This window comes from Marmoricola sp. Leaf446, assembly GCF_001424755.1.
In the GTDB taxonomy this organism is placed as follows: domain Bacteria; phylum Actinomycetota; class Actinomycetes; order Propionibacteriales; family Nocardioidaceae; genus Marmoricola.
This window is the reverse complement of the sequence record NZ_LMRF01000001.1, coordinates 586,107-609,047: the sequence shown is the minus strand read 5'-3', so window position 1 is coordinate 609,047 and position 22,941 is coordinate 586,107. Positions and strand designations below refer to the sequence as shown.

The 22,941-nt window shown below is 72.6% G+C and carries 21 protein-coding genes and 1 tRNA gene; 9 read left to right on the top strand and 13 right to left on the bottom strand.

The annotated features are described in order from the left end of the window. Positions 1–33: 33 nt before the first annotated feature. From thrC to argS, 4 genes are all read right to left on the bottom strand, one after another. Entirely contained in the window at positions 34–1,179 is a 1,146-nt protein-coding gene (gene thrC, locus ASG49_RS02865; protein ID WP_082533732.1) for a threonine synthase, read from the bottom strand. Then, entirely contained in the window at positions 1,176–2,510 is a 1,335-nt protein-coding gene (locus ASG49_RS02860; protein ID WP_056536816.1) for a homoserine dehydrogenase, read from the bottom strand. The genes thrC and ASG49_RS02860 overlap by 4 nt, the downstream gene beginning before the upstream one ends. Positions 2,511–2,829: 319 nt before the next feature. Continuing rightward, positions 2,830–4,224 carry a diaminopimelate decarboxylase gene (lysA, locus tag ASG49_RS02855; protein WP_056536813.1) on the bottom strand — a complete coding sequence of 465 codons (1,395 nt, stop codon included), beginning with the start codon at positions 4,222–4,224 and terminating at the stop codon, positions 2,830–2,832. Between the two features lie 7 nt (positions 4,225–4,231). Beyond that, positions 4,232–5,887 carry an arginine--tRNA ligase gene (gene argS / locus ASG49_RS02850; protein ID WP_056536811.1) on the bottom strand — a complete coding sequence of 552 codons (1,656 nt, stop codon included), beginning with the start codon at positions 5,885–5,887 and terminating at the stop codon, positions 4,232–4,234. Between the two features lie 83 nt (positions 5,888–5,970). On the opposite strand from argS, the gene ASG49_RS02845 reads away from it, so the two are divergent. Continuing rightward, positions 5,971–6,046: transfer RNA gene (locus tag ASG49_RS02845), tRNA-Arg, on the top strand. A gap of 14 nt (positions 6,047–6,060) precedes the next feature. Here the strand turns inward: ASG49_RS02845 and ASG49_RS02840 are convergent. Further along, a complete protein-coding gene (locus ASG49_RS02840; RefSeq protein WP_056536808.1) occupies positions 6,061–6,588 on the bottom strand; it encodes a CAP domain-containing protein in 528 nt (175 codons plus the stop codon). 211 nt (positions 6,589–6,799) lie between these two features. On the opposite strand from ASG49_RS02840, the gene ASG49_RS02835 reads away from it, so the two are divergent. The 4 genes from ASG49_RS02835 to ASG49_RS02820 are packed head-to-tail and all read left to right on the top strand — an operon-like array spanning position 6,800 to position 12,508. Next, positions 6,800–10,678, top strand: a complete 3,879-nt coding sequence (locus tag ASG49_RS02835) for a multifunctional oxoglutarate decarboxylase/oxoglutarate dehydrogenase thiamine pyrophosphate-binding subunit/dihydrolipoyllysine-residue succinyltransferase subunit (RefSeq protein ID WP_200936185.1) — start codon at positions 6,800–6,802, stop codon at positions 10,676–10,678. A 3-nt stretch (positions 10,679–10,681) separates the two neighbouring features. After that, positions 10,682–10,861 carry a DUF6104 family protein gene (locus tag ASG49_RS02830; RefSeq protein ID WP_056536801.1) on the top strand — a complete coding sequence of 60 codons (180 nt, stop codon included), beginning with the start codon at positions 10,682–10,684 and terminating at the stop codon, positions 10,859–10,861. 56 nt (positions 10,862–10,917) lie between these two features. After that, positions 10,918–11,892: a helix-turn-helix domain-containing protein gene (locus ASG49_RS02825; protein WP_235561879.1), complete on the top strand. Its 975-nt coding sequence runs from the start codon at positions 10,918–10,920 to the stop codon at positions 11,890–11,892. A gap of 4 nt (positions 11,893–11,896) precedes the next feature. After that, complete coding sequence (locus ASG49_RS02820) at positions 11,897–12,508, top strand: acetoacetate decarboxylase family protein (RefSeq protein ID WP_082533897.1); 612 nt, start codon at positions 11,897–11,899, stop codon at positions 12,506–12,508. Here ASG49_RS02820 and ASG49_RS02815 read toward each other — a convergent pair. The 3 genes from ASG49_RS02815 to ASG49_RS02805 form a co-directional block, all read right to left on the bottom strand. Then, positions 12,505–12,798, bottom strand: a complete 294-nt coding sequence (locus ASG49_RS02815) for a hypothetical protein (protein WP_235561878.1) — start codon at positions 12,796–12,798, stop codon at positions 12,505–12,507. The genes ASG49_RS02820 and ASG49_RS02815 overlap by 4 nt on opposite strands. Before the next feature lie 79 nt (positions 12,799–12,877). Further along, positions 12,878–13,984 (bottom strand): acyl-CoA desaturase, encoded by a 1,107-nt coding sequence (locus tag ASG49_RS02810; RefSeq protein ID WP_056536795.1) that lies wholly within the window; start codon positions 13,982–13,984, stop codon positions 12,878–12,880. Positions 13,985–14,025: 41 nt separating this feature from the next. Beyond that, positions 14,026–15,120 (bottom strand): ferredoxin reductase, encoded by a 1,095-nt coding sequence (locus ASG49_RS02805; RefSeq protein ID WP_056536792.1) that lies wholly within the window; start codon positions 15,118–15,120, stop codon positions 14,026–14,028. Between the two features lie 189 nt (positions 15,121–15,309). Between ASG49_RS02805 and ASG49_RS02800 the strand changes: the two genes are divergently transcribed. Next, positions 15,310–16,023 carry a TetR family transcriptional regulator gene (locus tag ASG49_RS02800; protein WP_056536789.1) on the top strand — a complete coding sequence of 238 codons (714 nt, stop codon included), beginning with the start codon at positions 15,310–15,312 and terminating at the stop codon, positions 16,021–16,023. Here ASG49_RS02800 and ASG49_RS02795 read toward each other — a convergent pair. The 5 genes from ASG49_RS02795 to ASG49_RS02775 form a co-directional block, all read right to left on the bottom strand. Next, entirely contained in the window at positions 16,020–17,495 is a 1,476-nt protein-coding gene (locus tag ASG49_RS02795) for a DHA2 family efflux MFS transporter permease subunit (RefSeq protein WP_082533730.1), read from the bottom strand. The two genes, ASG49_RS02800 and ASG49_RS02795, sit on opposite strands and share 4 nt — an antisense overlap. Positions 17,496–17,606: 111 nt before the next feature. After that, on the bottom strand, positions 17,607–18,308 hold the full coding sequence (locus ASG49_RS02790) for an SDR family oxidoreductase (protein ID WP_082533729.1): 702 nt from the start codon (positions 18,306–18,308) through the stop codon (positions 17,607–17,609). After that, positions 18,305–19,273: a zinc-binding dehydrogenase gene (locus ASG49_RS02785; protein WP_056536786.1), complete on the bottom strand. Its 969-nt coding sequence runs from the start codon at positions 19,271–19,273 to the stop codon at positions 18,305–18,307. Before ASG49_RS02785 ends, ASG49_RS02790 begins: the two co-directional genes overlap by 4 nt. Before the next feature lie 22 nt (positions 19,274–19,295). Beyond that, entirely contained in the window at positions 19,296–20,498 is a 1,203-nt protein-coding gene (locus tag ASG49_RS02780) for an NADP-dependent malic enzyme (RefSeq protein WP_156384151.1), read from the bottom strand. A gap of 179 nt (positions 20,499–20,677) precedes the next feature. After that, a complete protein-coding gene (locus ASG49_RS02775; protein ID WP_235561877.1) occupies positions 20,678–21,010 on the bottom strand; it encodes a S24 family peptidase in 333 nt (110 codons plus the stop codon). A 118-nt stretch (positions 21,011–21,128) separates the two neighbouring features. Between ASG49_RS02775 and sodN the strand changes: the two genes are divergently transcribed. From sodN to ASG49_RS02760, 3 genes are all read left to right on the top strand, one after another. After that, positions 21,129–21,530 carry a superoxide dismutase, Ni gene (gene sodN, locus ASG49_RS02770; protein WP_056536778.1) on the top strand — a complete coding sequence of 134 codons (402 nt, stop codon included), beginning with the start codon at positions 21,129–21,131 and terminating at the stop codon, positions 21,528–21,530. A gap of 267 nt (positions 21,531–21,797) precedes the next feature. Beyond that, positions 21,798–22,112: an anti-sigma factor gene (locus ASG49_RS02765; protein WP_156384221.1), complete on the top strand. Its 315-nt coding sequence runs from the start codon at positions 21,798–21,800 to the stop codon at positions 22,110–22,112. 3 nt (positions 22,113–22,115) lie between these two features. Further along, positions 22,116–22,937 carry an RNA polymerase sigma factor SigF gene (locus tag ASG49_RS02760; protein ID WP_304437948.1) on the top strand — a complete coding sequence of 274 codons (822 nt, stop codon included), beginning with the start codon at positions 22,116–22,118 and terminating at the stop codon, positions 22,935–22,937. The last annotated feature ends 4 nt before the right edge of the window (positions 22,938–22,941 follow it).

The following is a 22,941-nucleotide window of genomic DNA, read 5'->3' as shown; positions in this document are numbered from 1 at the left end:
TCGCGTCCGGGCTCTGCCGGGGCCGCCGCCACCTCAGGCGAGGCCCGCGGCCGCGGCGGCCGACCCGACGTCGGCGTCGCAGACGGTGTCGACGAGGTCGGTGAAGGTCGACAGCGCGGTGTCGATGTCCTTGAGGCCGTGGCCGGTCACGGTCACGACGACCCGCTGGTCGTCGTAGCGCACGCCCTCGGAGGCCTCGAGCAGCAGCCCGGCCACCCCGGCGGCCGAGGCCGGCTCGACGAAGACGCCCTCGCGCCGGGCCAGCTCGCGCTGGGCGTGCAGGATCTGCTCGTCGGTGACGTCGCGGAAGCGTCCGCCCGACGAGCGGGCCGCGTCGACGGCGAGGTCCCAGGAGGCGGGGTTGCCGATGCGGATGGCCGAGGCCACCGTCTCGGGGTCGGCCACCGGCGCGCCGTGGACCAGCGGGGCGGCCCCGGCCGCCTGCCAGCCGCGCATCACGGGGAGCTTGAGGGTCTCGCCGGCCCGGTGGGCCTCGGTGTAGCCCAGCCAGTACGCCGACACGTTGCCCGCGTTGCCGGTCGGGAGCACGTGCACGTCGGGGGCGTCGCCGAGCACGTCGACGACCTCGAAGGAGGCGGTCTTCTGCCCCTGCAGCCGCATCGGGTTGACCGAGTTGACCAGCGCGACGGGGTAGTCGTCGGCCAGCCCGCGCGAGAGCCGCAGGCAGTCGTCGAAGTTGCCGCGCACCATGATCACCTGGGCGCCGTGCACGATCGCCTGGGCCAGCTTGCCGGCGGAGATCTTGCCCTGCGGCACGAGCACGAGCGGCTTGATGCCGGCGCGGGCGGCGTAGGCGGCCATCGAGGCGGAGGTGTTGCCGGTGGAGGCGCAGACCACCGCCTCGGCGCCCTCGCCGACGGCCACCGAGAGCGCGACGGTCATGCCGCGGTCCTTGAAGGAGCCGGTCGGGTTGTCGCCCTCGACCTTGAGCCACACCTCGGCGCCGGTGACCTCCGAGAGCCACGCGGACTCCACCATCGGGGTGCCGCCCTCGCGCAGCGTGATGGTCGGGGTGTGCTCGGGGATGTCGAGGCGGTGGCGGTACTCCTCGATGACGCCGCGCCACTGGCGCGAGACGCCCGGGGTCGCGGCACCCACCCGCGTCTCGCCACCGGGGCCGGTCGCGGCGCCCGGGGTGGTGGTCGTGCTGGCGGTCATTCCGCTTCTCCTTCCACGCGCATCACCGAGGAGACGTCGCGGACGTTGGCCATGCCGCGCAGCGTCTCCACCGTCGCGGCCAGGTCGGCGTCGCTGGCCCGGTGCGAGACGACCACGAGCTGAGCGTCGTCGCCGCGTCCCTCCTGGCGGACGGTCTGGATCGAGACGCCGTGCTCGGCGAAGGCCTGGGCCACCGCGGCGAGCACGCCCGCCTTGTCGTCGACGTCGATCTGCACGTGGTAGCGGGTCTCGGTGCTGCCCATCGGGAGCACCGGCAGGTCGGCGTACGACGACTCGCCGGCGCCACGGACGTCCGAGAGCCGGTTGCGGGCCACCGTGACGAGGTCGCCCATGACCGCGCTGGCGGTGGGCGAGCCGCCCGCGCCGGGGCCGTAGAACATCAGCTGGCCGGCGGCCTCGCTCTCGACGAAGACCGCGTTGTAGGCCTCGCGGACGCTGGCGAGGGGGTGGCTGCGCGGGATCATCGCGGGGTGCACGCGGGCCGAGACCGACGGGCCGTCGGGGCCGTCCTGCACCGCACAGATCGCGAGCAGCTTGACCACGCAGCCCATCTCGGCGGCCGAGGCCACGTCGGAGGCGGTCACCTCGGCGATGCCCTCGCGGTGGACGTCGGCGGCGGTGACGCGGGTGTGGAAGGCCAGGCTGGCCAGGATGGCGGCCTTGGCGGCGGCGTCGAAGCCCTCGACGTCGGCGGTCGGGTCGGCCTCGGCGTACCCCAGGTCCTGGGCCTCCTGGAGCGCCTCGTCGAAGCCGGCGCCGGAGCTGTCCATGCGGTCGAGCACGAAGTTGGTGGTGCCGTTGACGATGCCGAGCACCCGGGTGACCTGGTCGCCGGCGAGCGACTCGCGCAGGGGCCGCAGGATCGGGATCGCCCCGGCGACGGCGGCCTCGTAGTAGAGGTCGCGGCCGGCGCGCTCGGCGGCCTCGAACAGCGTGCTGCCGTCCTCGGCGAGCAGCGCCTTGTTGGCCGAGACGACGCTGGCGCCGTGCTCGAGCGCGGCGAGGATGAGGCTGCGCGCGGGCTCGATGCCGCCGATCAGCTCGACGACGACGTCGACGTCCTCGCGGGTGACCAGGGCGTGGGCGTCGGTGGTGAACAGCTCCTCGGGGAGCTCGACGTCACGGGCCAGGCCGAGCCGGCGCACGGCCACCCCGACGAGCTCCACGCGGGCGCCGACGCGGGCGGTCAGGTCGTCGGCCCGCTCGTGCAGCAGCCGCGCGACCTGGGAGCCGACGACGCCGCAGCCGAGCAGCGCCACCTTGACGGCGGGCGCGTCGGGACGCGGGTGGGGTGCTGGGTGCTCGTTCATCGCCGCACATCCTCCCACCGTCCGACCCGTGGACCCCAATCCATCCGCCTGCTGGTCCGGGCCACGCCGTCGTCCGGCCCCTGCCCGACCGGCTCATCGGCCTGCGGCGGTCTACGGACTGCGGCCCTGCAGGGCGCCCGGCGCCCACGGCCACTCCTCCCGGTCGGTCAGCAGGGCGGTCAGCCCGCTCCGCCGGAGGTCCGGCTGCTCCGCCGGGATCGCATCCCTGGCGCAGCGGCGGTTTCCCAGGCGACCTCGGGAAACCGCCCGGCCGCCGACGACCGGCGGACCACCGACCAGGAGCAGGACCGCCCGGACCTCAGCCGACGTCGGTGAGGAGCAGGTCGTCCAGCGTCTCCCGGCGTACGACGACCCGCGCGACGCCGTCGCGCACCGCGACCACGGCCGGCCGCGGCACGTGGTTGTAGTTGCTGGCCATCGACCGGCAGTAGGCGCCCGTGCCGGGCACCGCCACCAGGTCGCCCGGGGCCAGGTCGCCGGGGAGGAACTCGTCCTTGACCACGATGTCGCCCGCCTCGCAGTGCTTGCCGACCAGCCGGCTGAGCAGCACCGGGGCCTCGGAGCGCCGACTGGCCAGGGTGCAGGAGTAGTCGGCGTCGTAGAGCGCGGTGCGGATGTTGTCGCTCATGCCGCCGTCGACGGAGACGTAGGTGCGGACCGCTCCCCCGTCGAGCTCGACCGCCTTGACGGTGCCGACCTCGTAGACGGTGCACATCGACGGGCCGACGATCGCGCGACCGGGCTCGACGGAGAGCCGCGGGACCTCCAGGCCCCGCGCCGCGCACTCCTCGGTCACGATCGTGCGGATCTCCTCGGCCAGCCGGGCGGGGTCGGCGGGGTCGTCCTGGGTGGTGTAGGCGATGCCGAAGCCGCCGCCGAGGTCGAGCTCGGGCAGCTGCACCCCGGTCTCCTCGGCGATCTGCCGGTGCAGGGCGAGCACCCGTCGGGCCGCGACCTCGAACCCGGAGGTGTCGAAGATCTGCGAGCCGATGTGGGAGTGCAGCCCGCGCAGCTCCAGGCCCGGGGTCTCCCGGATCGACCGCACGGCGGCCAGGGCGTCGCCGCTGCTGATCGAGAACCCGAACTTCTGGTCCTCGTGGGCGGTGGCGATGTACTCGTGGGTGTGGGCCTCCACGCCCGGGGTGACCCGCACCATGACGCGGGCCGTCAGCCCGGTCTCGGCGGCCAGGTCGGCCAGGCGGGTGATCTCGTGGAAGGAGTCCACGACGATGCGACCCACCCGCAGCTCCAGCGCCCGGCGCAGCTCGGCCACCGACTTGTTGTTGCCGTGCAGCTCGACCCGGTCCATCGGGAACCCGGCACGCTCGGCCACCGCCAGCTCGCCGGCGGTGCACACGTCGAGGTGCAGCCCCTCCTGGTCGACCCAGCGGGCCACCTCGGTGCACAGGAACGCCTTGCCGGCGTAGTAGACGTCGAAGCCGGCGAACCCGTCGCGGAAGTCGCGGGCGCGGCTGCGGAAGTCCTCCTCGTCCAGGACGTACGCCGCGCTCCCGTGCTCGGCGACCAGGTCGGGCAGCCGGACACCGCCCACCTCGAGCACGCCGTCGACCTTGCGCGCCGTGCGCGACCACAGCTGCGGCACCAGCGCGTTGACGTCGGCGGGGTCGCGCAGCCACGCGGGTCCCCGGACCGACACCGCCGCGTGGGCCCAGCCGGCCTCGTGCGCCCTCACGACCCGCTCACATCCGCTCGGGCGCGGTGACGCCGAGCAGGCCGAGGCCGTTGGCCAGCACCACGCGGGTCGCGTCGACGAGCAGCAGCCGGGCGGCGTGGAGCTCGCCGGCCGGCTCGTCGCCCATCGGGAGCACCCGGCAGCTGTCGTAGAAGCGGTGGTAGGTGCCGGCGAGCTGCTCGAGGTAGCGCGCCACGCGGTGCGGCTCGCGCAGCTCGGCCGCGCTGGCCACGACCCGCGGGAACTCCGCGAGCGCCCGCAGCAGCTCGCCCTCCTTCTCGTGCACCAGCAGGGCGGGGTGGGAGGCGGCGACCACGCCGAGGTCGGCGGCGTTGCGGAGCAGGCTGGAGACCCGGGCGTGGGCGTACTGCACGGTGAAGACCGGGTTGTCGTTGGACTGCCGGGTGATCTGCTCGATGTCGAGGGCCAGCGGCGAGTCGGCCGGGTAGCGCGCCAGCGAGTAGCGCAGCGGGTCGACGCCGATGAGGTCGACCAGCTCGCCGAGGGTGACGATGTTGCCGGCCCGCTTGGAGAGTCGGACCTCGGCGCCGTCGCGCATGATCTTGACCAGCTGGCCGATCGGGATCTCGATGTTGCGCTCGGGGTCGTCGCCCGCGCAGGCGACCATCGCCTTGAGGCGACCCACGTAGCCGTGGTGGTCGGCGCCGAGCAGGTAGAGGCAGATGTCGAAGCCGCGCTCGCGCTTGTTGACGTAGTAGGCCGCGTCAGAGGCGAAGTAGGTCAGCTCCCCGTTGCTGCGCCGCAGCACGCGGTCCTTGTCGTCGCCGAAGGCCGTGGTGCGCATCCACAGCGCGCCGTCGGACTCGTAGAGGTGGCCCTGCTTCTCCAGCACGGCCAGGGCGTGCTCGACCGCCCCCTGGTCGTGGAGCTGCCGCTCGGAGAACCACACGTCGAAGTGCGTGGCGATGGAGTCCAGCTGGGCCTGCTGCTCGGCCAGCTGCAGCGCGTAGCCCGCCTCGCGGAACGCGACCGTGCGCTCCTCCCCGGTCAGCTCGAGCACGCCCGGGTCGGCCGCCACGATCTCGCGTGCGAGGTCGCCGACGTAGGCGCCGTGGTAGCCGTTCTCCGGCGTGGGCTGCCCGGTGGCGGCGGCCTCGATCGAGGCGCCGAAGAGGTTCATCTGGTTGCCGCGGTCGTTGATGTAGAACTCGCGCGTGACCTCCGCGCCGGCGGCCGACAGCACCCGGCCGATCGCGTCGCCCACCACGGCCCACCGGGTGTGGCCGAGGTGCATTGGCCCGGTCGGGTTGGCGGAGATGAACTCCACGTCGATGCGCTGCCCGGCCAGGACCTCCGAGCGGCCGTACGCCGCGCCGGCGGCCACGACGTCGGCCGCGACCTGCCCCTGCGCGCCGGCCTCGACGGTGATGTTGAGGAAGCCCGGGCCGGCGACGTCCACCGCGGCGATCCCGTCGGCGGCCCGGAGCCGCTCGGCGAGCTGCTCGGCCAGCGCCCGGGGGTTGGTGCCCGCCTTCTTGGCCAGCTGCAGCGCGACGTTGGTGGCGTAGTCACCGTGGCTGCGCTGGCGGGGACGCTCGACGGTGACCTCGGACGGGACGCCGTCGGGGAGGGTGAGCGAGCCCGCCTCCACCAGGGAGGCGAGGGCGGCGACGACGGTCGCGGACAGCTGGTCGGGGGTCACCGACCAAGCCTATCGGCGGGCACCGGTTGGCGGCCCGGGAGCATCGGCCGGTACTGTTCGGGCTCGTGCCGCGAGGCACTCCCGCCTCCGTAGCTCAGGGGATAGAGCACTGGTTTCCGGTACCAGGTGTCGCAGGTTCGAATCCTGCCGGAGGCACCAGCACGACCCGGCGCTCAGGCGCCGAAGACCTGGCCGGCGTAGATCCGGTTGGTGTCCGTGGACCTCCAGGCGTCGACGCCGAGGTAGCGGAACCGCCCGTTGAGGATGTTGCGCCGGTGACCGGGCGACTTCATCCACATGTCGACGACCTGCGTGGCCGACAGCGACCCGCTGCGCCACGCCAGGTTCTCCCCCGCCCCGCGCAGGCCGCAGGCCTTGAGGATGGGCGTGAGCGACTGGTGGTAGAACGCGTCGCGGCTGGCCAGGAACTGGGTCCAGCTCGTGGCGTAGCGGTCGGGGCAGCTCATCATGCGCAGCGGCCGCAGCCCGTGCCGCTTGCGCTGCACGTTGGTGGCGGCCAGGACCTGGGTGTCGAAGCTCGAGGCCACGGGAGCGGTGTCGGCCGCGGCGTGGGCGGTGCTCGGCACGGCGACGACGCCGACGAGTCCCGCGACGGCGGCGACGAGGCCGACGAGCAGGGCGCGGACCCGGCGTACGGCAGCGGCGGTGGTGGTGTGCGACGGTGGTGCTGAGGTGTGCATCGCGGTCTCTTCTCCGGTCGGCCCCCGTGCAAGAACCCCTCAAGACTCACATAACCGGACAATCCGCGCATCACGAATACCTTAATTCGTGCGAACGTGTGCGAATCGGACAGGCGCGCCGGTCGCCATCCGGCTCCCGCTCCCCGCAGCCGGGGGTCTAGCCTTGACGGCGTACTCACACCCACGCGCGTTGGAAGAGGCGGAACTGGCCGTGCCCGAGTCGACCGAAGAGAGCTCCCCCACCGGGTTCGGAGCCAACCAGTGGCTCGTCGACGAGATGCGTGAGCGCTTCGAGCAGGACCCCGACAGCGTCGACCGCGTCTGGTGGGACTTCTTCGACAAGTCCGGCTCCGGTGCGTCCGACCACGCCGAGGCGCCGGCCGACCTCCCGGCCGGGTCCGCGAACGGCCCCGCGAACGGCCCTGCGAACGGCCACCAGCGCATCGTGGAGTCCACCGGCGCGCCCAAGCGCCGCCCGGCCGCCGAGCAGGCGGCCCCGGAGCGGCCCAAGACCGGCACGACCGCCCCGAAGCAGTCCGGCAGCACGCAGCAGTCCCCCGAGAAGGAACAGGCCCAGCCCTTGTCCGAGCAGAAGTCGTCCTCGTCCACCCGCAGCTCCTCGCAGGGCACGAAGTCCGCGGCCGCGTCCACCTCCTCGGGCTCCAAGGCCACCGCGAAGGCCGACGCCGACCAGTCCGCCGAGAGCGCCGTCGACGAGGGGCCCCGGCACACCGTGCTCAAGGGCGCCCCGGCCCGCACCGTGGCCAACATGGACGCCTCCCTCACCGTCCCGACGGCCACCAGCGTGCGCTCGGTGCCGGTCAAGCTGCTCTGGGACAACCGCATCGTCATCAACAACCACCTGGCCCGCGCCCGCGGCGGCAAGGTCTCCTTCACCCACCTGATCGGCTACGCGCTGGTCAAGGCGGTGCGCTCGATGCCGGAGATGAACGTCGGCTTCGACGTCGTCGACGGCAAGCCCAACCTGGTCACGCCCGCCCACGTCAACCTCGGTCTCGCCATCGACCTGCCCAAGCCCGACGGCACCCGCCAGCTGCTGGTCCCCAGCATCAAGGCCGCCGAGGACATGGACTTCGCGCAGTTCTGGACGGCGTACGAGGAGCTGGTCCGCAAGGCCCGCAACGGCAAGCTGGCCGTCACCGACTTCCAGGGCACCTCGATCAGCCTCACCAACCCGGGCACGATCGGCACCAACCACTCGGTGCCCCGCCTGATGAAGGGGCAGGGCGCCATCGTGGGCGTCGGCTCGATGGAGTACCCCCCGGCCTTCCAGGGCGCCTCGGAGGAGACGCTCACCCGCAACGCGATCAGCAAGATCATGACGCTGACCTCGACCTACGACCACCGGGTCATCCAAGGCGCCCAGAGCGGTGAGTTCCTGCGCCGCATGCACCAGCTGCTGCTGGGCGAGGACGGCTTCTACGACGAGATCTTCCGGTCGCTGCGGATCCCCTACGAGCCGATCCGCTGGTCCAACGACATCTCGGCCAACCACGACGACGAGATCAGCAAGCAGGCGCGCATCCTGGAGCTGATCCACGCCTACCGGGTGCGCGGCCACATGATGGCCGACACCGACCCGCTGGAGTACAAGCAGCGCAGCCACCCCGACCTCGAGGTGGAGAGCCACGGCCTGACGCTGTGGGACCTCGACCGCGAGTTCGCGACCGGCTCCTTCGGCGGCGAGCGCCGCTTCATGAAGATGCGCTCGATCCTGGGCATCCTGCGCGACTCCTACTGCCGCACCGTCGGCATCGAGTACATGCACATCCAGGACCCCGAGCAGCGCCGCTGGATCCAGGAGCGCGTCGAGCAGCCGCACCGCAAGCCCCCGCGCGAGGAGCAGCTGCGGATCCTGCTCAAGCTCAACCAGGCCGAGGCGTTCGAGACCTTCCTGCAGACCAAGTTCGTCGGGCAGAAGCGGTTCAGCCTCGAGGGCGGCGAGACCACCGTCCCGCTGATCGACGAGATCTGCGAGGCCGCCGCCGAGGCCGGCCTCGACGAGGTCACCATCGGCATGGCCCACCGCGGTCGCCTCAACGTGCTGGCCAACATCGTCGGCAAGTCCTACAGCCAGATCTTCCGCGAGTTCGAGGGCAACATCGACCCGCGCACGGTGCAGGGCTCCGGTGACGTGAAGTACCACCTCGGCGCCGAGGGCGAGTTCGTGAGCGACGGCGGCGACCGGGTCAAGGTCTCCGTGGCCGCGAACCCCTCCCACCTCGAGGCGGTCGACCCGGTGCTCGAGGGCATCGCCCGCGCCAAGCAGGACGTGCTCAACCAGGGCGAGGCCTTCCCGGTGCTGCCCCTGCTCGTGCACGGCGACGCCGCGTTCGCCGGTCAGGGCGTCGTGGCCGAGACCCTCAACCTCTCCCAGCTGCGCGGCTACCGCACCGGCGGCACCGTGCACGTCGTGGTCAACAACCAGGTCGGGTTCACCACCTCCCCCGCCGCGTCGCGCTCCTCGCTCTACTGCACCGACGTCGCCCGGATGGTGCAGGCACCGATCTTCCACGTCAACGGCGACGACCCCGAGGCGTGCATCCGCGTCGCCCGGCTCGCCTTCGAGTACCGCCAGGCGTTCAACAAGGACGTCGTCATCGACCTGGTGTGCTACCGCCGTCGCGGCCACAACGAGGGCGACGACCCGTCGTACACCCAGCCGCTGATGTACGACCTGATCGAGCAGAAGCGCTCGGTGCGCAAGCTCTACACCGAGTCGCTCATCGGTCGTGGCGACATCACCCTGGAGGAGGCTGAGCAGGTCCTCAAGGACTACCAGCAGCAGCTCGAGCGGGTCTTCACCGAGGTCCGCGAGGCCACCTCGGCCCCCGACGGCTGGACCACGGTCCCGGACTATCCCGAGAAGAGCCACGAGGAGTACACCACCGCGATCTCGCAAGAGGCCCTCAAGCGCATCTCCGACTCCTACGTCAGTGCGCCCGACGGCTTCACGGTGCACCCCAAGGTGCTGCCCCAGCTGCAGAAGCGGGCCGCGGCGATGACCGGCGGCCCCATCGACTGGGGCGCCGGCGAGATCCTCGCCTTCGGCTCCCTGCTGATGGACGGCCGCCCGGTGCGGCTCTCGGGCCAGGACTCGCGACGGGGCACCTTCGCCAGCCGGTTCGCGACCATCATCGACCGCAAGAACGCCCACGAGTGGACGCCGCTGTCCAACCTCACCGAGGACCAGGCGAGCTTCTTCGTCTACGACTCGCTGCTCTCGGAGTACGCCGCCCTCGGGTTCGAGTACGGCTACTCCGTGGCCCGGCCCGACGCGCTGGTGGCCTGGGAGGCGCAGTTCGGCGACTTCGTCAACGGCGCCCAGACGGTGATCGACGAGTTCATCACCTCGGGCGAGACCAAGTGGGGCCAGCAGTCCGGCGTCGTGCTGCTGCTGCCACACGGCTACGAGGGCCAGGGCCCCGACCACTCCTCGGCCCGCATCGAGCGCTTCCTCACCATGGGCGCCGACGAGGCCTTCGTGGTCGCCCAGCCGTCGTCGCCGGCGAGCTACTTCCACCTGCTGCGCCGCCACGCGCTCGGCGACCGGCACCGGCCGATGATCGTGTTCACGCCCAAGTCGATGCTGCGCCGCAAGGAGGCCGCGTCGCGTCCCGAGGACTTCACCAGCGGCACCTTCCAGCCGCTGATCCCGGACTCCCAGGTCGATCCCGAGAAGGTGCAGACGCTGCTGCTGTGCAGCGGCCGCATCACCTGGGACCTGATGGTGCACCGCGAGAAGACCCAGGGCGACGCCAAGACCACGGCGATCGCGCGCCTCGAGCAGCTCTACCCCCGCCCCACCGACGAGGTGAAGGCCGAGCTGGCGCGCTTCCCCCACCTGCGCGACGTGCGCTGGGTCCAGGACGAGCCCGCCAACATGGGGCCGGCGCCCCACATGCGGCTCAACCTGTTCCCCGAGCTCGACCTGCCCGTGCGGGTGATCTCGCGCGACGCCTCGAGCTCGCCGGCCGTGGGCCAGGCCAAGCGCCACGCCGAGGAGCTCAAGGGCCTGCTCAGCGACGCGTTCGCCGAGCCCGAGGGGATCGCCGAGGAGAAGTACTGACCCGTGTACTTCACCGACCGCGGGATCGAGGAGCTGCAGCGACGACGGGGTGACGAGGAGGTCACCCTGGCCTGGCTGGGAGAGCGGCTGCAGGAGTTCGTCGACCTCAACCCCGAGTTCGAGACCCCCGTCGAGCGGCTGGCCACCTGGCTGGCGCGTCTCGACGACCCCGACGACGACTGAGCCGACCGACCTGGCAGTGATTGCCTGGTCGATCGACTTCTTGCCACACTGACCGGGTGACCCTGTCCCGCGTCGCCGTCGTCGTCCCGCCCCGCCCCGCCCTGTTCGAGCTCGGGGTGGTGCACGAGGTGTTCGGGGTCGACCGGACCGACGACGGGGTGCCGCCGATCGACTTCGTCGCCTGCACCGAGGCGCCCGGCGTGCCGCTGCCCACCAGCCACGGCATCACGATGACCTTCGAGCACGGTCTCGAGGCCGCGGCCGACGCCGACCTGGTGGTGGCGCCGGCGTACGACGGCCACGAGCCGCCCAGCGACGCGGTGCTCGAGGTGTTCCGCGCCGCGCACGCCCGCGGGGCGTGGGTGCTGTCGGTGTGCTCGGGGTCGTTCCTGCTGGGGCACGCCGGCCTGCTCGACGGGCGCCGCTCCACCACCCACTGGCGGCACGCGGCCGAGCTGGCCGCACGCTTCCCCGCCACCGTGGTCGACCCCGACGTGCTCTTCGTCGAGGACGACCGCGTCATCACCAGCGCGGGCACGGCCGCCGGCATCGACGCGTGCCTGCACCACGTGCGCTGCGAGCTCGGGGCGGGCGTCGCCAACCGGATCGCACGCCGGATGGTGGTGCCCCCGCAGCGCGACGGCGGGCAGCGGCAGTTCATCGACCTGCCGGTGCCGGACTGCCGGGCCGAGAGCCTGTCGCCGCTGCTCACCTGGATGCGCGAGCACCTGGCCGAGGACCTGCCGGTCCGCACGCTGGCGCGACGCGCGGCGATGTCGGAGCGCACCTTCGCACGACGCTTCGTCGCCGAGACGGGCACCACCCCGGCGAGGTGGCTGCTCGGCCAGCGGCTGCACCACGCCCGCTCGCTGCTCGAGGCGACCGACCTCCCGGTCGAGGCGGTGGCCTCGCGGGCCGGCTTCGGCTCGGCCGCCCTGCTGCGCCACCACTTCGGGGCCCAGGTCGGGGTCTCCCCCGCGGAGTACCGCCGCACCTTCGCGGCCCCCGGCCCGGTGCGTGCGGCAGGCTGACCCGGTGACCGACCCCACCTCCTACCCGCCCTCCCCCTGGCGCCTGCACGGCCAGCTGTGGCTCTCGCTGTTCCGCGTACGACGCGGCGCGGACCCGCTGCACCCCGACCGCCCCGCAGGACTCCACGGCGTCGCGCTGGTCTCCTACGAGGACCCCAGCCCGCTGGTCTACCGCGAGCTGCTGTGCGCGCGGCCGCGGGGCGCCGACGTCGGCATCACCGACATCTGGGTCGACTCCCCCGCCTCGCGCGCGGGCGGCCGCGACCTGTGGGCGATCCCCAAGGAGCTGGCCTCGTTCCGGCGTACGACGCGGGGCCGGGGCGACCGGCACGCCTCCTGGGAGGTCGGCGACGAGGCGGCGACGTGGGCGAGCGTCGAGGTCACCGACACCGGCCCCCGCACGCCGCGGGTCCCGTTCGCGTTCCGCACCCGCCAGGCGCGCGACGACGGCAGCGTGGCCGTGACGCCGGTGCGCGGGACGGCTCGGCTGGGACGCAGCCACGCCCGCTGGACGGCGTACGACGAGGGGCCGCTCGCCTGGTTGGCAGGCGAGCGGCCCCTCGTGACGCTGCGGGCGACCGACTTCGCGATGGAGTTCGGCCGCACCGGAGGCTAGGCAGGCCGGTCCGGCGGGGTCTGGACCGCACGGATCGCCGGGCGCTCGCCGTCGGGCAGCGCGTCGGTCCCCGCAGGGCCGCCGTGGGCGAGCTCCTGGTCCTGGAGCGCGCGCCGGGTCGAGTCGCGGATCTCGAAGACCTCGGTGGCGAAACCGCCCAGCGCCCGGGCCACGTCACCGACGGCGTTGGTGAGGATGGTGGTGACCGCACCGACGGTCGCGGCCGCGGCCGTCACGCCGTCCTGGATGGCGTCCTTGCGGATCTCGCCCTTGCTCAGCTCGTCGCTCACCTGCGCACCTCCGTCGGCGTCGGTCCCACCTCGGGTCCGGGTGTCTCCCGGGACCCCCCATCATGGCCTACCGGACCGCTCAGGCCGCCAGCTTGTGGTCGACGACCGTGCCGGGGTCGGTGGCCCTGCTGCGGCGGGTGGGCAGCGCCATCTTGCAGATCTTCTTGGCCACGCTGCCGAGCTGGCGGTGCAGCGGCCCGGTGTTGTAGGCGATGCCGTAGCGCTCGCAGATCTCGCGGACCTCCTCGGCGATCTCGGGGTAGCGCCGCGCCGGGATGTCCGGGAACAGGTGGTGCTCGATCTGGTGCGAGAGGTTGCCGCTCATCAGGTGCAGCAGCTTGCTGCCCGAGATGTTGGCCGAGCCCAGCAGCTGGCGGTAGTACCAGTGGCCGCGGCTCTCGTCCTCGCACTCCTCCTCGGAGAAGGTCGCGACGCCGGCCGGGAAGTGGCCGCAGAAGATGATGTTGAAGGCCCAGACGTTGCGCACCAGGTTGGCGGTGGCGTTGCCGGCGAGCGTCAGCGGGAACAGCGGCCCGGTCAGCGCGGGGAAGAGCAGGTAGTCCTTGAGGGCCTGCTTCTTGACCTTCTTCATGATCCCGGCGTGGAGCGCCTTGTTCTCGGAGATCGAGCGCTTGCCCGCGACGAGGTTCTCCACCTCGAGGTCGTGCATCGCCACGCCCCACTCGAAGAACACCATGAGCAGGAACGCGTAGACCGGGTTGCCCAGGTAGTAGGGGTGCCACTTCTGGTCCTCGTCCATGCGCAGGATGCCGTAGCCGATGTCGCGGTCCTTGCCGAGGACGTTGGTGAAGGTGTGGTGGATGTAGTTGTGGGAGTACTTCCACTGCGAGCTGGGGCAGACGTTGTCCCACTCGTACATCCGCGAGTTCAGGCCGGGGTCGCCCATCCAGTCGTACTGGCCGTGCATGACGTTGTGGCCGATCTCCATGTTGTCCAGGATCTTGGAGACGCTGAGCGAGGCCACGGCGAGCGGCCAGGCCGGCGGGAGGTACATCAGCGCGCGGCCGGCGACCTCGAGCTGACGCTGCTTCTTGACGATGCCCCGGATGTAGCTCGCGTCGGCCTCGCCGAGGTCGGCGATGACGCGCTGGCGGATCGCGTCCATCTCCTCGCCGAACTTCTCCAGCTGCTCGTCGCTCATGCGGGTGTGGGTGTCGGTGGTCATGGTGGTCCCTCTCGTGGTGGTCGGAACGGGGTCGGTGGGGTCTAGAGGTCGACGACGCAGTCGCCGACGGGGGCGGAGACGCAGATGCGGACCTCCTCGTCGGGCAGCGAGGACTCCTCGCCGGTCAGGACGTTGCGGACGGTGCCCTCGGTCTTGCGCGAGACGCAGGAGAAGCAGATGCCCATGCGGCAGCCGAACTCCGGCGTCAGCCCGCGGGCCTCGGCCTGCTCGAGCAGCGACTCGCCGGTGTTGGCGGCGGTCGAGCCGTCGCGGGCGAAGGTGACGTCGCCCTCGGCCGACTCCGTGCCCGCCGGGCGGGTGGAGAGCTTGAAGAACTCCGTGCGCAGGCGCGGCGAGTCGCCGTAGGCCTCGCGGACCAGGTCCATCATCGGCGCCGGGCCGCAGGCCCAGGTGTCGGTGGCCCGGAAGTCGGGGACGAGCCGGCCCAGCGCCGCCTCGGTGAAGACGTCGTCGCCGTAGCGCAGGTGCACCGAGACGTCGTTGTCGGCCCAGGCGATGCGCTGCAGCTCCTCGGCGAAGATCTGGTCCTGCGGGCTCCGGGCGTAGTGCACGAAGGTCACCTTGCGGTTGGCGCGGCCGTCGTACCCGTCGCGCAGCAGGGTCCGCAGGTGCGACATCGCGGGCGTGATGCCCGAGCCGCCGGTGATGTAGAGGAGCCGGTTGTTGGTCGGCGTCGCCGGGCTCTCCGAGAGGGTGAAGGCGCCCTCGGCCTGGCTGAGGTGCACCGTCAGGCCGGGCTCCGCGTCGTGGACGAGGAACTTGCTGACCAGGCCCTCGGCATGGGCGCGGACGGTGATCGTGAACTCCTCGCCCGGGCCGGACTCGGCCGAGGAGATGGAGAAGCACCGCGTCGTACGCCGGGCACCGGGCACCTCGACGCCGACCTGAACGTACTGCCCCGCGCGGTGGCCGCGCCAGGTGGTCGTGGGCTGGAGGCGGACCGTGGCGACGGGGTGCTCCCCGGAGGTCTCGCGGACCACCTCGACGACCTGGGCGCGCACCTCGGTGGCGGCCCACATCGGGTTGATCTGCTCCAGGTAGCGGTCGACCCCGTGGGGCGAGGTGAGCGCGCCGAGCAGCTTGGAGCTCAGGACACGCTGGACGAGCGGCGTCATGGTCTGTTCTCCCTCGGTCGGTGGACGACGTCCGAACTCAGTGAACGTCTGTGCACTCAACGTTCCCGGGAGTGGGCGGCCAGGTCAAGCAGATCGCCGGGTGACGCCGACCACGCAGGCCCCGTCCGACCCGCCGCCAGGCGGGGAGAGCGACCAGGCTCACAACGCCCGCGGGTAGTCTCTGCGCCCATGGACCGCCCCGCCGTCGCCGTCGCCCGCGCTGGGTCGCGCGCGGCCGACCGGCCCGAGACCCGCGGGGAGCGCAAGGAGCGGACGCGGCAGGCGATCATGGACGCCACGCTGGCCCTGTGCGAGGACAGCAGCCTCGTCGCCCTGTCGCTGCGGCAGGTGGCCAAGGAGGTCGGCATCGTGCCGACCGCGTTCTACCGCCACTTCGCCTCGATCGAGGACCTCGGGCTGGCGCTGGTGGAGGACTCCTTCGTGTCGCTGCGCGCCATGCTGCGCGACGTGCGCCGCACCGACCCCGACTACGGCGACATCATCGACTCCTCCATCACGGTGCTGGAGGAGCACGTCCGGTCCCGCCACTCCCACTTCGCCTTCATCGCCCGGGAGCGCAGCGCCGGGCCGCCCGCCGTACGCGCCGCCATCCGCCACCAGATCGAGCTGGTCGAGCGCGAGCTGGCCACCGACCTGGCCCGGCTGACCGATCCGGCCTACTGGTCCACCGAGGACCTCGCCGTGCTGTCCAACATGATCGTCACCCTGGCCGTGGGCACCACCGAGGCGATCCTCTCGGCGCGACACGACGGCGAGCAGGCGATCGTCGAGCAGGCCCGCACGCAGCTGCGGATGGTGCTCGTCGGGGCGCTGCGCTGGCGCTCCGACGAGCGCGCCCCGACCGACCGGGTCGAGCCGGTCGAGCCGGCCGAGCGGGGCTAGGTCCCGACGGGCTCCAGCTGCGGCTCGGGCGCCTCGGCGCGGGCCGGCAGCATCGCCACCACGCCCACCACGACCAGGCAGAGCACCGCCGAGGCCGCGAAGGCCCACCGCAGACCGGCCACCGCCGCCGCCTCCGGGGCGGTGCCCTCGGCCACCAGCTGCGCGGCCCGGGTGGTCATCACCATCACCGCGAGCGCGGTGCCCATGGCCCCGGCCACCTGCTGCAGCGTCCCGAGGAGCGAGCTGCCGTGGGAGTGCAGCCGCATCGGGAGCGCACCCAGGCCGACGGTGAACAGCGGGGTGAACATCGCCGCCAGGCCGACCATGAGCACGACGTGCGCGACCACCAGGCTCCACGTGGGCCCGACCTCGACGAGCACCGCCAGCGCCGCCATCGCGCCGGTCAGCGCGACCGCACCCGGGACGACCAGCACGCGGGCGCCGAGCCGGTCGTGGACGCGACCCACCGACGGGCCCAGCAGGCCCATCAGCACGCCGCCGGGCATCACCAGCAGCCCGGTGGCGAGCGGCGAGAGCCCCCGCTGCTCCTGCAGGTGCAGCGGCAGCAGGATCATCGCGCCGAGCATGGCCATGAAGCCCAGCGACATCGCGACCAGCGCCAGCCGGTAGGTCCGCACGCCGAGGGTCCGCAGGTCGAGCAGCGGCCGCTCCTCGCGCTGCAGGCGACGCTGGCGCGCCACGAAGCCGGCCACGCCGACGACGCCGACCAGCAGCGCGACGTACGCCGGGGTGCGCTCGCCCGTGGCCCCGACCTCGCTCAGCCCGTAGACCAGGCCTCCGAACCCGAGGGCGGCCACGACCACGCTGGGCACGTCGAGCCGCCCGGCCACCTGCTCGCCGACGTCGACGAGCCGCCGGAGCCCGAGCACGCCGATCGTCGCGGCCACCGGGAGCACCAGCAGGAAGATCCAGCGCCACGACAGCTGCTGGAGCACCACGCCGGAGACCGCCGGGCCCATCGCGGGGGCGACCGACATCGCCAGGGTCACGTTGCCCATGACGCGGCCGCGGTCGTGCTCGGCGACGACGGCCATCAGCGTCGTCATCAGCAGCGGCAGCATCACCGCCGTGCCCGCCGCCTGCACCACGCGGGCCACGAGCAGCACCGCGAAGCCGGGTGCGAGCGCCGCCAGCAGGGTGCCGGCGCAGAAGGTCCCCATCGCCGACCCGAAGGCCTGCCGCGTGGTGACCCGCTGGAGGAACCAGCCGGTGGCGGGGATGACGACCGCCATGGTGAGCATGAAGGCGGTCGAGAGCCACTGCGCGGCCACGGCGTCGACGTCGAGGTCGGTCATCAGCCGCGGGATGGCGTTGATCATCACGGTCTCGTTGAGGATCACCACGAAGGTCGCCGCCACCAGCCAGCGCAGCACGGCCGTGTCGGTCTCGACGGGACCGGTCGGACCGGTCGGGCCGGTCGGGCCGGTCGTGAGGTGGTCGTCGGCGCGCATGGGTGCCTCGCTCGGGCTCGGGGGCGTCGGGGGCGGTTCAGCCTCCCCCGCGTCGTCGGGGGCCGGCAACCGGATATGACCGGCGCCGTGGGCCCGACTCATCGGTCGGGGTCAGGCCCGTGGGCCCGGGCTCAGCGTCAGGTCGGGGATGGTCGCGTCGCGCGGCAGGTCCAGGACGTGCAGCACGGTGGCGGCCACGGTGGCCGGGTCGATCCACTCCTGCGCGTCGTACTCCCTGCCCTCGTGGGCGTGGACCTGCTCCTGCATCGGCGTGGCGGTGCGGCCGGGGTGGACGGTGGTGACGCGCACGCCGTGCTCGGCCTCCTCCTGGCGCAGCGCGTCGGCCAGGGCGCGCAGCCCGAACTTCGACGCGGCGTACGCCGCCCAACCGGGGTTGGCGCGCAGGCCGGCGCCGGAGTTGACGAGCACCACCGTGCCACGGGCGGCCCGCAACGAGGGCAGCGCGATCCGGGTCAGCTCGGCCGGGGCCAGCAGGTTGACGTCGAGCTGGGAGCGCCAGTCGCCGGCGGACAGCTCGCCGACCGCGCCCAGGGCGACCACCCCGGCGGCGTGCACCACCGAGTCGAGCGGTCCGGTGAGGTCCAGCGGCGCGATGGAGGCGATGTCGGCCAGGTCGGCGACCAGGGTGCGCGCCCCGGCGTACTCCTGCTCGAGCTCGCGGGCCCGGGCCTCGTCGCGCGCGACCAGCAGCAGGTCGTCGCCGCGGTCGAGCAATGCCCGGGCGACGCACGCGCCGATGCCGGAGCCGGCGCCCGTCACCAGGTGGGTACGCCGGTCCTCGGCCGCCCTCACCGGGTGAAGACGATCTTGCCGAACAGGTCGCCCTGCGCCATGGCGGCGAAGCCGTCGCGGGCCTGCTCCATCGGCAGGGTCCGGTCGACCAGCGGCCGGGCGCCGCTCGCGTCGAGCAGGTTGACCAGGCTGGTCAGCTCGGTGCGGGTGCCCATCGTGGAGCCGACGACGCGCAGCTGGAGGAAGAAGATGCGGGTCAGCTCGGCGTCGTCGAGCTTCGGGCCCGACGTGGTGCCCGACACGACGAGCACGCCGCCCGGTCGCAGCGACCGGATCGAGTGCGACCAGGTGGCGCGGCCGACGGTCTCGATGACGCCGTCGACCTTGACGGGAAGGCGGGCGCCGGACTCGAAGACCTCGTGGGCGCCGATCTCCAGTGCCCGGGCACGCTTGCCCTCGTCACGGCTGGTGGCCAGCACCTTCAGGCCCGCGGCGCGGGCCAGCGTGATGGCCGCGGTCGCCACGCCGCCCCCGGCGCCCTGCACCAGCACGGTGTCGCCCGCCTTGAGCCCGCCCTGGGTGAAGAGCATCCGGTAGGCCGTGAGCCACGCGGTCGGCAGGCACGCGGCCTCCTCGAAGGAGAGCGACGCGGGCTTGGGCACCACGTTGCGTCGGGGTACCGCGACCCGGTCGGCCAGCGTGCCCTGGTGCTTCTCGCTCAGCAACGACCGCTTGGGGTCGAGCGTCTCGTCGCCCTGCCAGGACGGGTCGCTGATCACCGCGTGGACGACGACCTCGTTGCCGTCCTCGTCGATGCCCGCGGCGTCGCAGCCGAGGATCATCGGCAGCGCCTCCTCGCGCAGCCCGACACCGCGCAGCGACCACAGGTCGTGGTGGTTGAGCGAGGCGGCCTTGACGGTGACCGTGGTCCACCCGTCGGGGACCTCGGGGTCGGGCCGCTCGCCGACCACCAGGCCGGACAGCGGGTCGTCGGAGGAGAAGGACTCGGCGTAGACGGCGAACATGCGACCGACCCTACCGACGCCGCTACCGGCGGGCCACGCCGTCGTTGCGGGCCGCGGCCGCCACGGCGGCCGCCACGGCCGGACCCACCCGCGGGTCGAAGGGCGAGGGGATGATCAGGTCCTCGCGCGCCTCGTCGGCCACCAGCGCCGCCAGGGCGTCGGCCGCCGCGAGCTTCATGCCCTCGGTGATGGCGGTCGCGCGGGCGTCGAAGGCGCCCCGGAAGATGCCCGGGAAGGCCAGCACGTTGTTGATCTGGTTGGGGAAGTCCGAGCGACCCGTCGCCACCACGCGGGCGTGGCGGTGGGCCACGTCGGGGTGCACCTCGGGGGTCGGGTTGGCCAGGCCGAAGACGATCGCGTCGTCGGCCATGGTCGCGACCAGCTCCTCGGCGACGGTGCCGCCGGAGAGCCCGATGAACACGTCGGCCCCGTCGAGCGCCTCGGCGAAGCTGCCGGTGCGACCGGTGCGGTCGGCGGTGAGCTGGGCCAGGGCGGCCTTGGAGTCGTTGAGACCCTCCCGACCGCTGTGCAGCACGCCGGTGCGGTCGGTGACGACCACGTCGGTGATGCCCGCGGCGAGCAGGATCTTGGTGACCGCCACGCCGGCCGCACCCGCACCGGAGACGACGACGCGGGTGGTCTCCATCAGCCGGCCGGTCAGGCGCAGCGCGTTCTCCAGCGCCGCCAGCACCACGACGGCCGTGCCGTGCTGGTCGTCGTGGAAGACGGGGATGTCCAGGCGCTGCTTGAGCCGCTCCTCGATCTCGAAGCAGCGCGGCGCCGAGATGTCCTCGAGGTTGATGCCGCCGAAGCTGGGCGCCAGCCGCACCACGGTCTCGACGATCTCGTCGACGTCGACGGTGTCGAGGCAGATCGGCACGGCGTCGACCCCGCCGAACTGCTTGAACAGCACGGCCTTGCCCTCCATCACCGGCATCGCGGCGCGGGGGCCGATGTCGCCGAGCCCGAGCACGGCGGTGCCGTCGGTCACCACGGCCACGGTGTTGGGGACCCACGTGTACTCGTCGGCGAGCGAGGCGTCCTCGGCGATCGCCTGGCAGACCCGCGCCACGCCCGGGGTGTAGGCCATCGACAGCTCGTCGGGGCCGGAGAGGGCGACGCGCGAGGAGATCTCCATCTTGCCGCCGACGTGGAGGTCGAAGACGGGGTCACCCGCGTGGGGCTGGGTCCGCTGGGTCTGGTTCTGGGGGTCGAGGTCTGGCATGAGCTCCGGTGCAACCATGAGTTGGGGCCGTCCTTGGGCAGGTCGAGAAGACGAAGAAGCGGGACGGGGGCGGTTCGACGTCGGCCGGTGTAGGGCCGCGGATCCGCGCACGGTGGGGGGTGACCCGGGCTCAGTCTCACACAGCCTGCTCGGCCACCCAACGCCGTGTGACCCGGGCCTCACCCGTCGGGCGCTCCCGGGAGCCGCCCCGGCCGGGGCCACAGCCGCACCACCACGCGGGCGAGCACGTCGGCGTCGGTGACCGCGCCGGCCGACCAGGAGTCGCGCCCCTCGCCCGGGTTGTCGCGGGCCACCCACCAGCCGTCGGCGCCGTGGTGGTCGAGCCGCTTCACCGCGACCACCCCGTCGGCGAAGCGCACCACCGCCACGTCGCCGGGCCGCGGTGCCACGGCGTACCGCACCAGGAGGCGGTCGCCGTCGTGCAGCGTCGGCTCCATCGAGCGGCCGCGCACCAGCGCCATCCCCCACGGTCGGGGCGTGCGGTGATTCAACTGCGACCCCCTCGGGTACCTCCAGGGCCGACGTACGCCGCCCGGAGTAGTGTCGCAAGCCACGGCCGGCGAGGCGTCACGCGACCGGCCCACAGGTCCCACGTGAGAGGAACACTGCATGTTCACCAAGCTCTTCGCCCCCACCGTCGAGGTCTCCGCGCACTGCGACCTCCCGTGCGGCGTCTACGACCCCGCCCAGGCCCGCATCGAGGCCGAGTCGATCAAGGCGGTCATCGCCAAGGTCGCCGACAACGACGACCCCGACTTCCGCACCCGCGCGATCCTGATCAAGGAGCAGCGCTCCGAGCTGGTCAAGCACCACCTGTGGGTGCTGTGGACCGACTACTTCAAGCCCCCGCACTTCGAGAAGTACCCCCAGCTGCACCAGCTGGTGAACGAGGCGACCAAGCTCGCCGGCGCCAGCGGCACCAAGGGTGAGCTCGACGAGGGCGTGGCCGACCAGCTGCTCGCCAAGATCGACGAGATCGCCGAGATCTTCTGGGAGACGAAGAAGGCCTGAACGCAGTGAAGGCCTTCTCGTCTGGAGGAAACGCCGAGCTTGCGAGGCGTTGACGTGCGGAAGGCCTGCGCTCGATCAGGCTCCCTCTGATCGCTCACCTCGACCCCCGAGTCCGACGACTCGGGGGTCGAGTCTTCCCCGGTTCCCTCGCCGACCCGCGCGTGCGTCTACTGTGAACCCAGACCCCCTCGGAGGACCCCTGTGAGCACCAGACCCGACGTCGAGCTCCGCCTGCCGGCGGAGAGCGCCTTCGTCGCCGTGCTGCGCATGACCACGGCCGGCCTGGCCGCCCGGCTCGACTTCACCCTCGACGACATCGAAGACCTGCGGATGGCGGTGGGCGAGGCGTGCGCGCTCGTCCTGGAGGACGCCACCCCGGGCGGCGACCTGCACGCGTCGTACGACCTCAGCGACGGGTCGATCGAGGTCTCCATCAGCGCCGACGCGCGGGACCGCTCCGAGCCCGACTCCGACTCCTTCGGCTGGCAGGTGCTGACCGCGCTGACCAGCGACGTGCGCACCCGCCGCGACGGCGACCGGCTCTGGCTGACCTTCACCGTCCGCTCCAGCATCGCGGCCTGATCCGTGAGCGGCGTGACGGGCACGCCGAGCACGCCCTGGCGCGTCCACGGTCCGCAGCTGACCCCCGCCGAGACCAAGTCACGCAGCCACGAGCTCTTCGCCGAGCTGCACGCGATGCCCGCCGGCAGCCCGGAGCGGAGGGCCCACCGTGACGACCTCGTGCGGCTGCACCTGCCGCTGGTCGAGCACTGCGCCCGTCGCTTCCTCAACCGGGGCGAGCCGTTCGACGACCTGATGCAGGTCGGCACCATCGGCTTGATCAAGGCCGTCGACCGGTTCGACGACGAGCGCGGGGTGGAGTTCTCGACCTACGCCACCCCCACGATCCTGGGCGAGATCAAGCGCCACTTCCGCGACAAGGGTTGGGCGATCCGGGTGCCGCGGCGGCTGCAGGAGCTGCGGATGGCGATCGGCAGGGCCTCGGCCGACCTGTCCCAGGAGCTCGGCCGCTCCGCTACCGCCGCCGAGCTCGCGGCCCGCCTGGGCGTGGAGGTCGAGGAGGTGCTCGAGGGGCTGGAGTCCGCGAACGCCTACTCCACGCTGTCCCTCGACGCCGGCGACGACGCCGAGGACTCCCCCGGCTCGATGCTCGACACCCTCGGCGAGGACGACGAGGGGCTCGCCCACGTCGAGATCCGCGAGTCCATCAAGCCGCTCATCGAGACCCTCCCCGCCCGGGAGCGCCGGATCCTGCTGCTGCGCTTCTTCCGCGGCATGACCCAGTCGCAGATCGCCGCCGAGATCGGGGTCTCGCAGATGCACGTCTCCCGGCTGCTCTCCCGCACCCTCGACCACCTGCGCACCGAGATGCGCGAGGTCGGCTGACCGA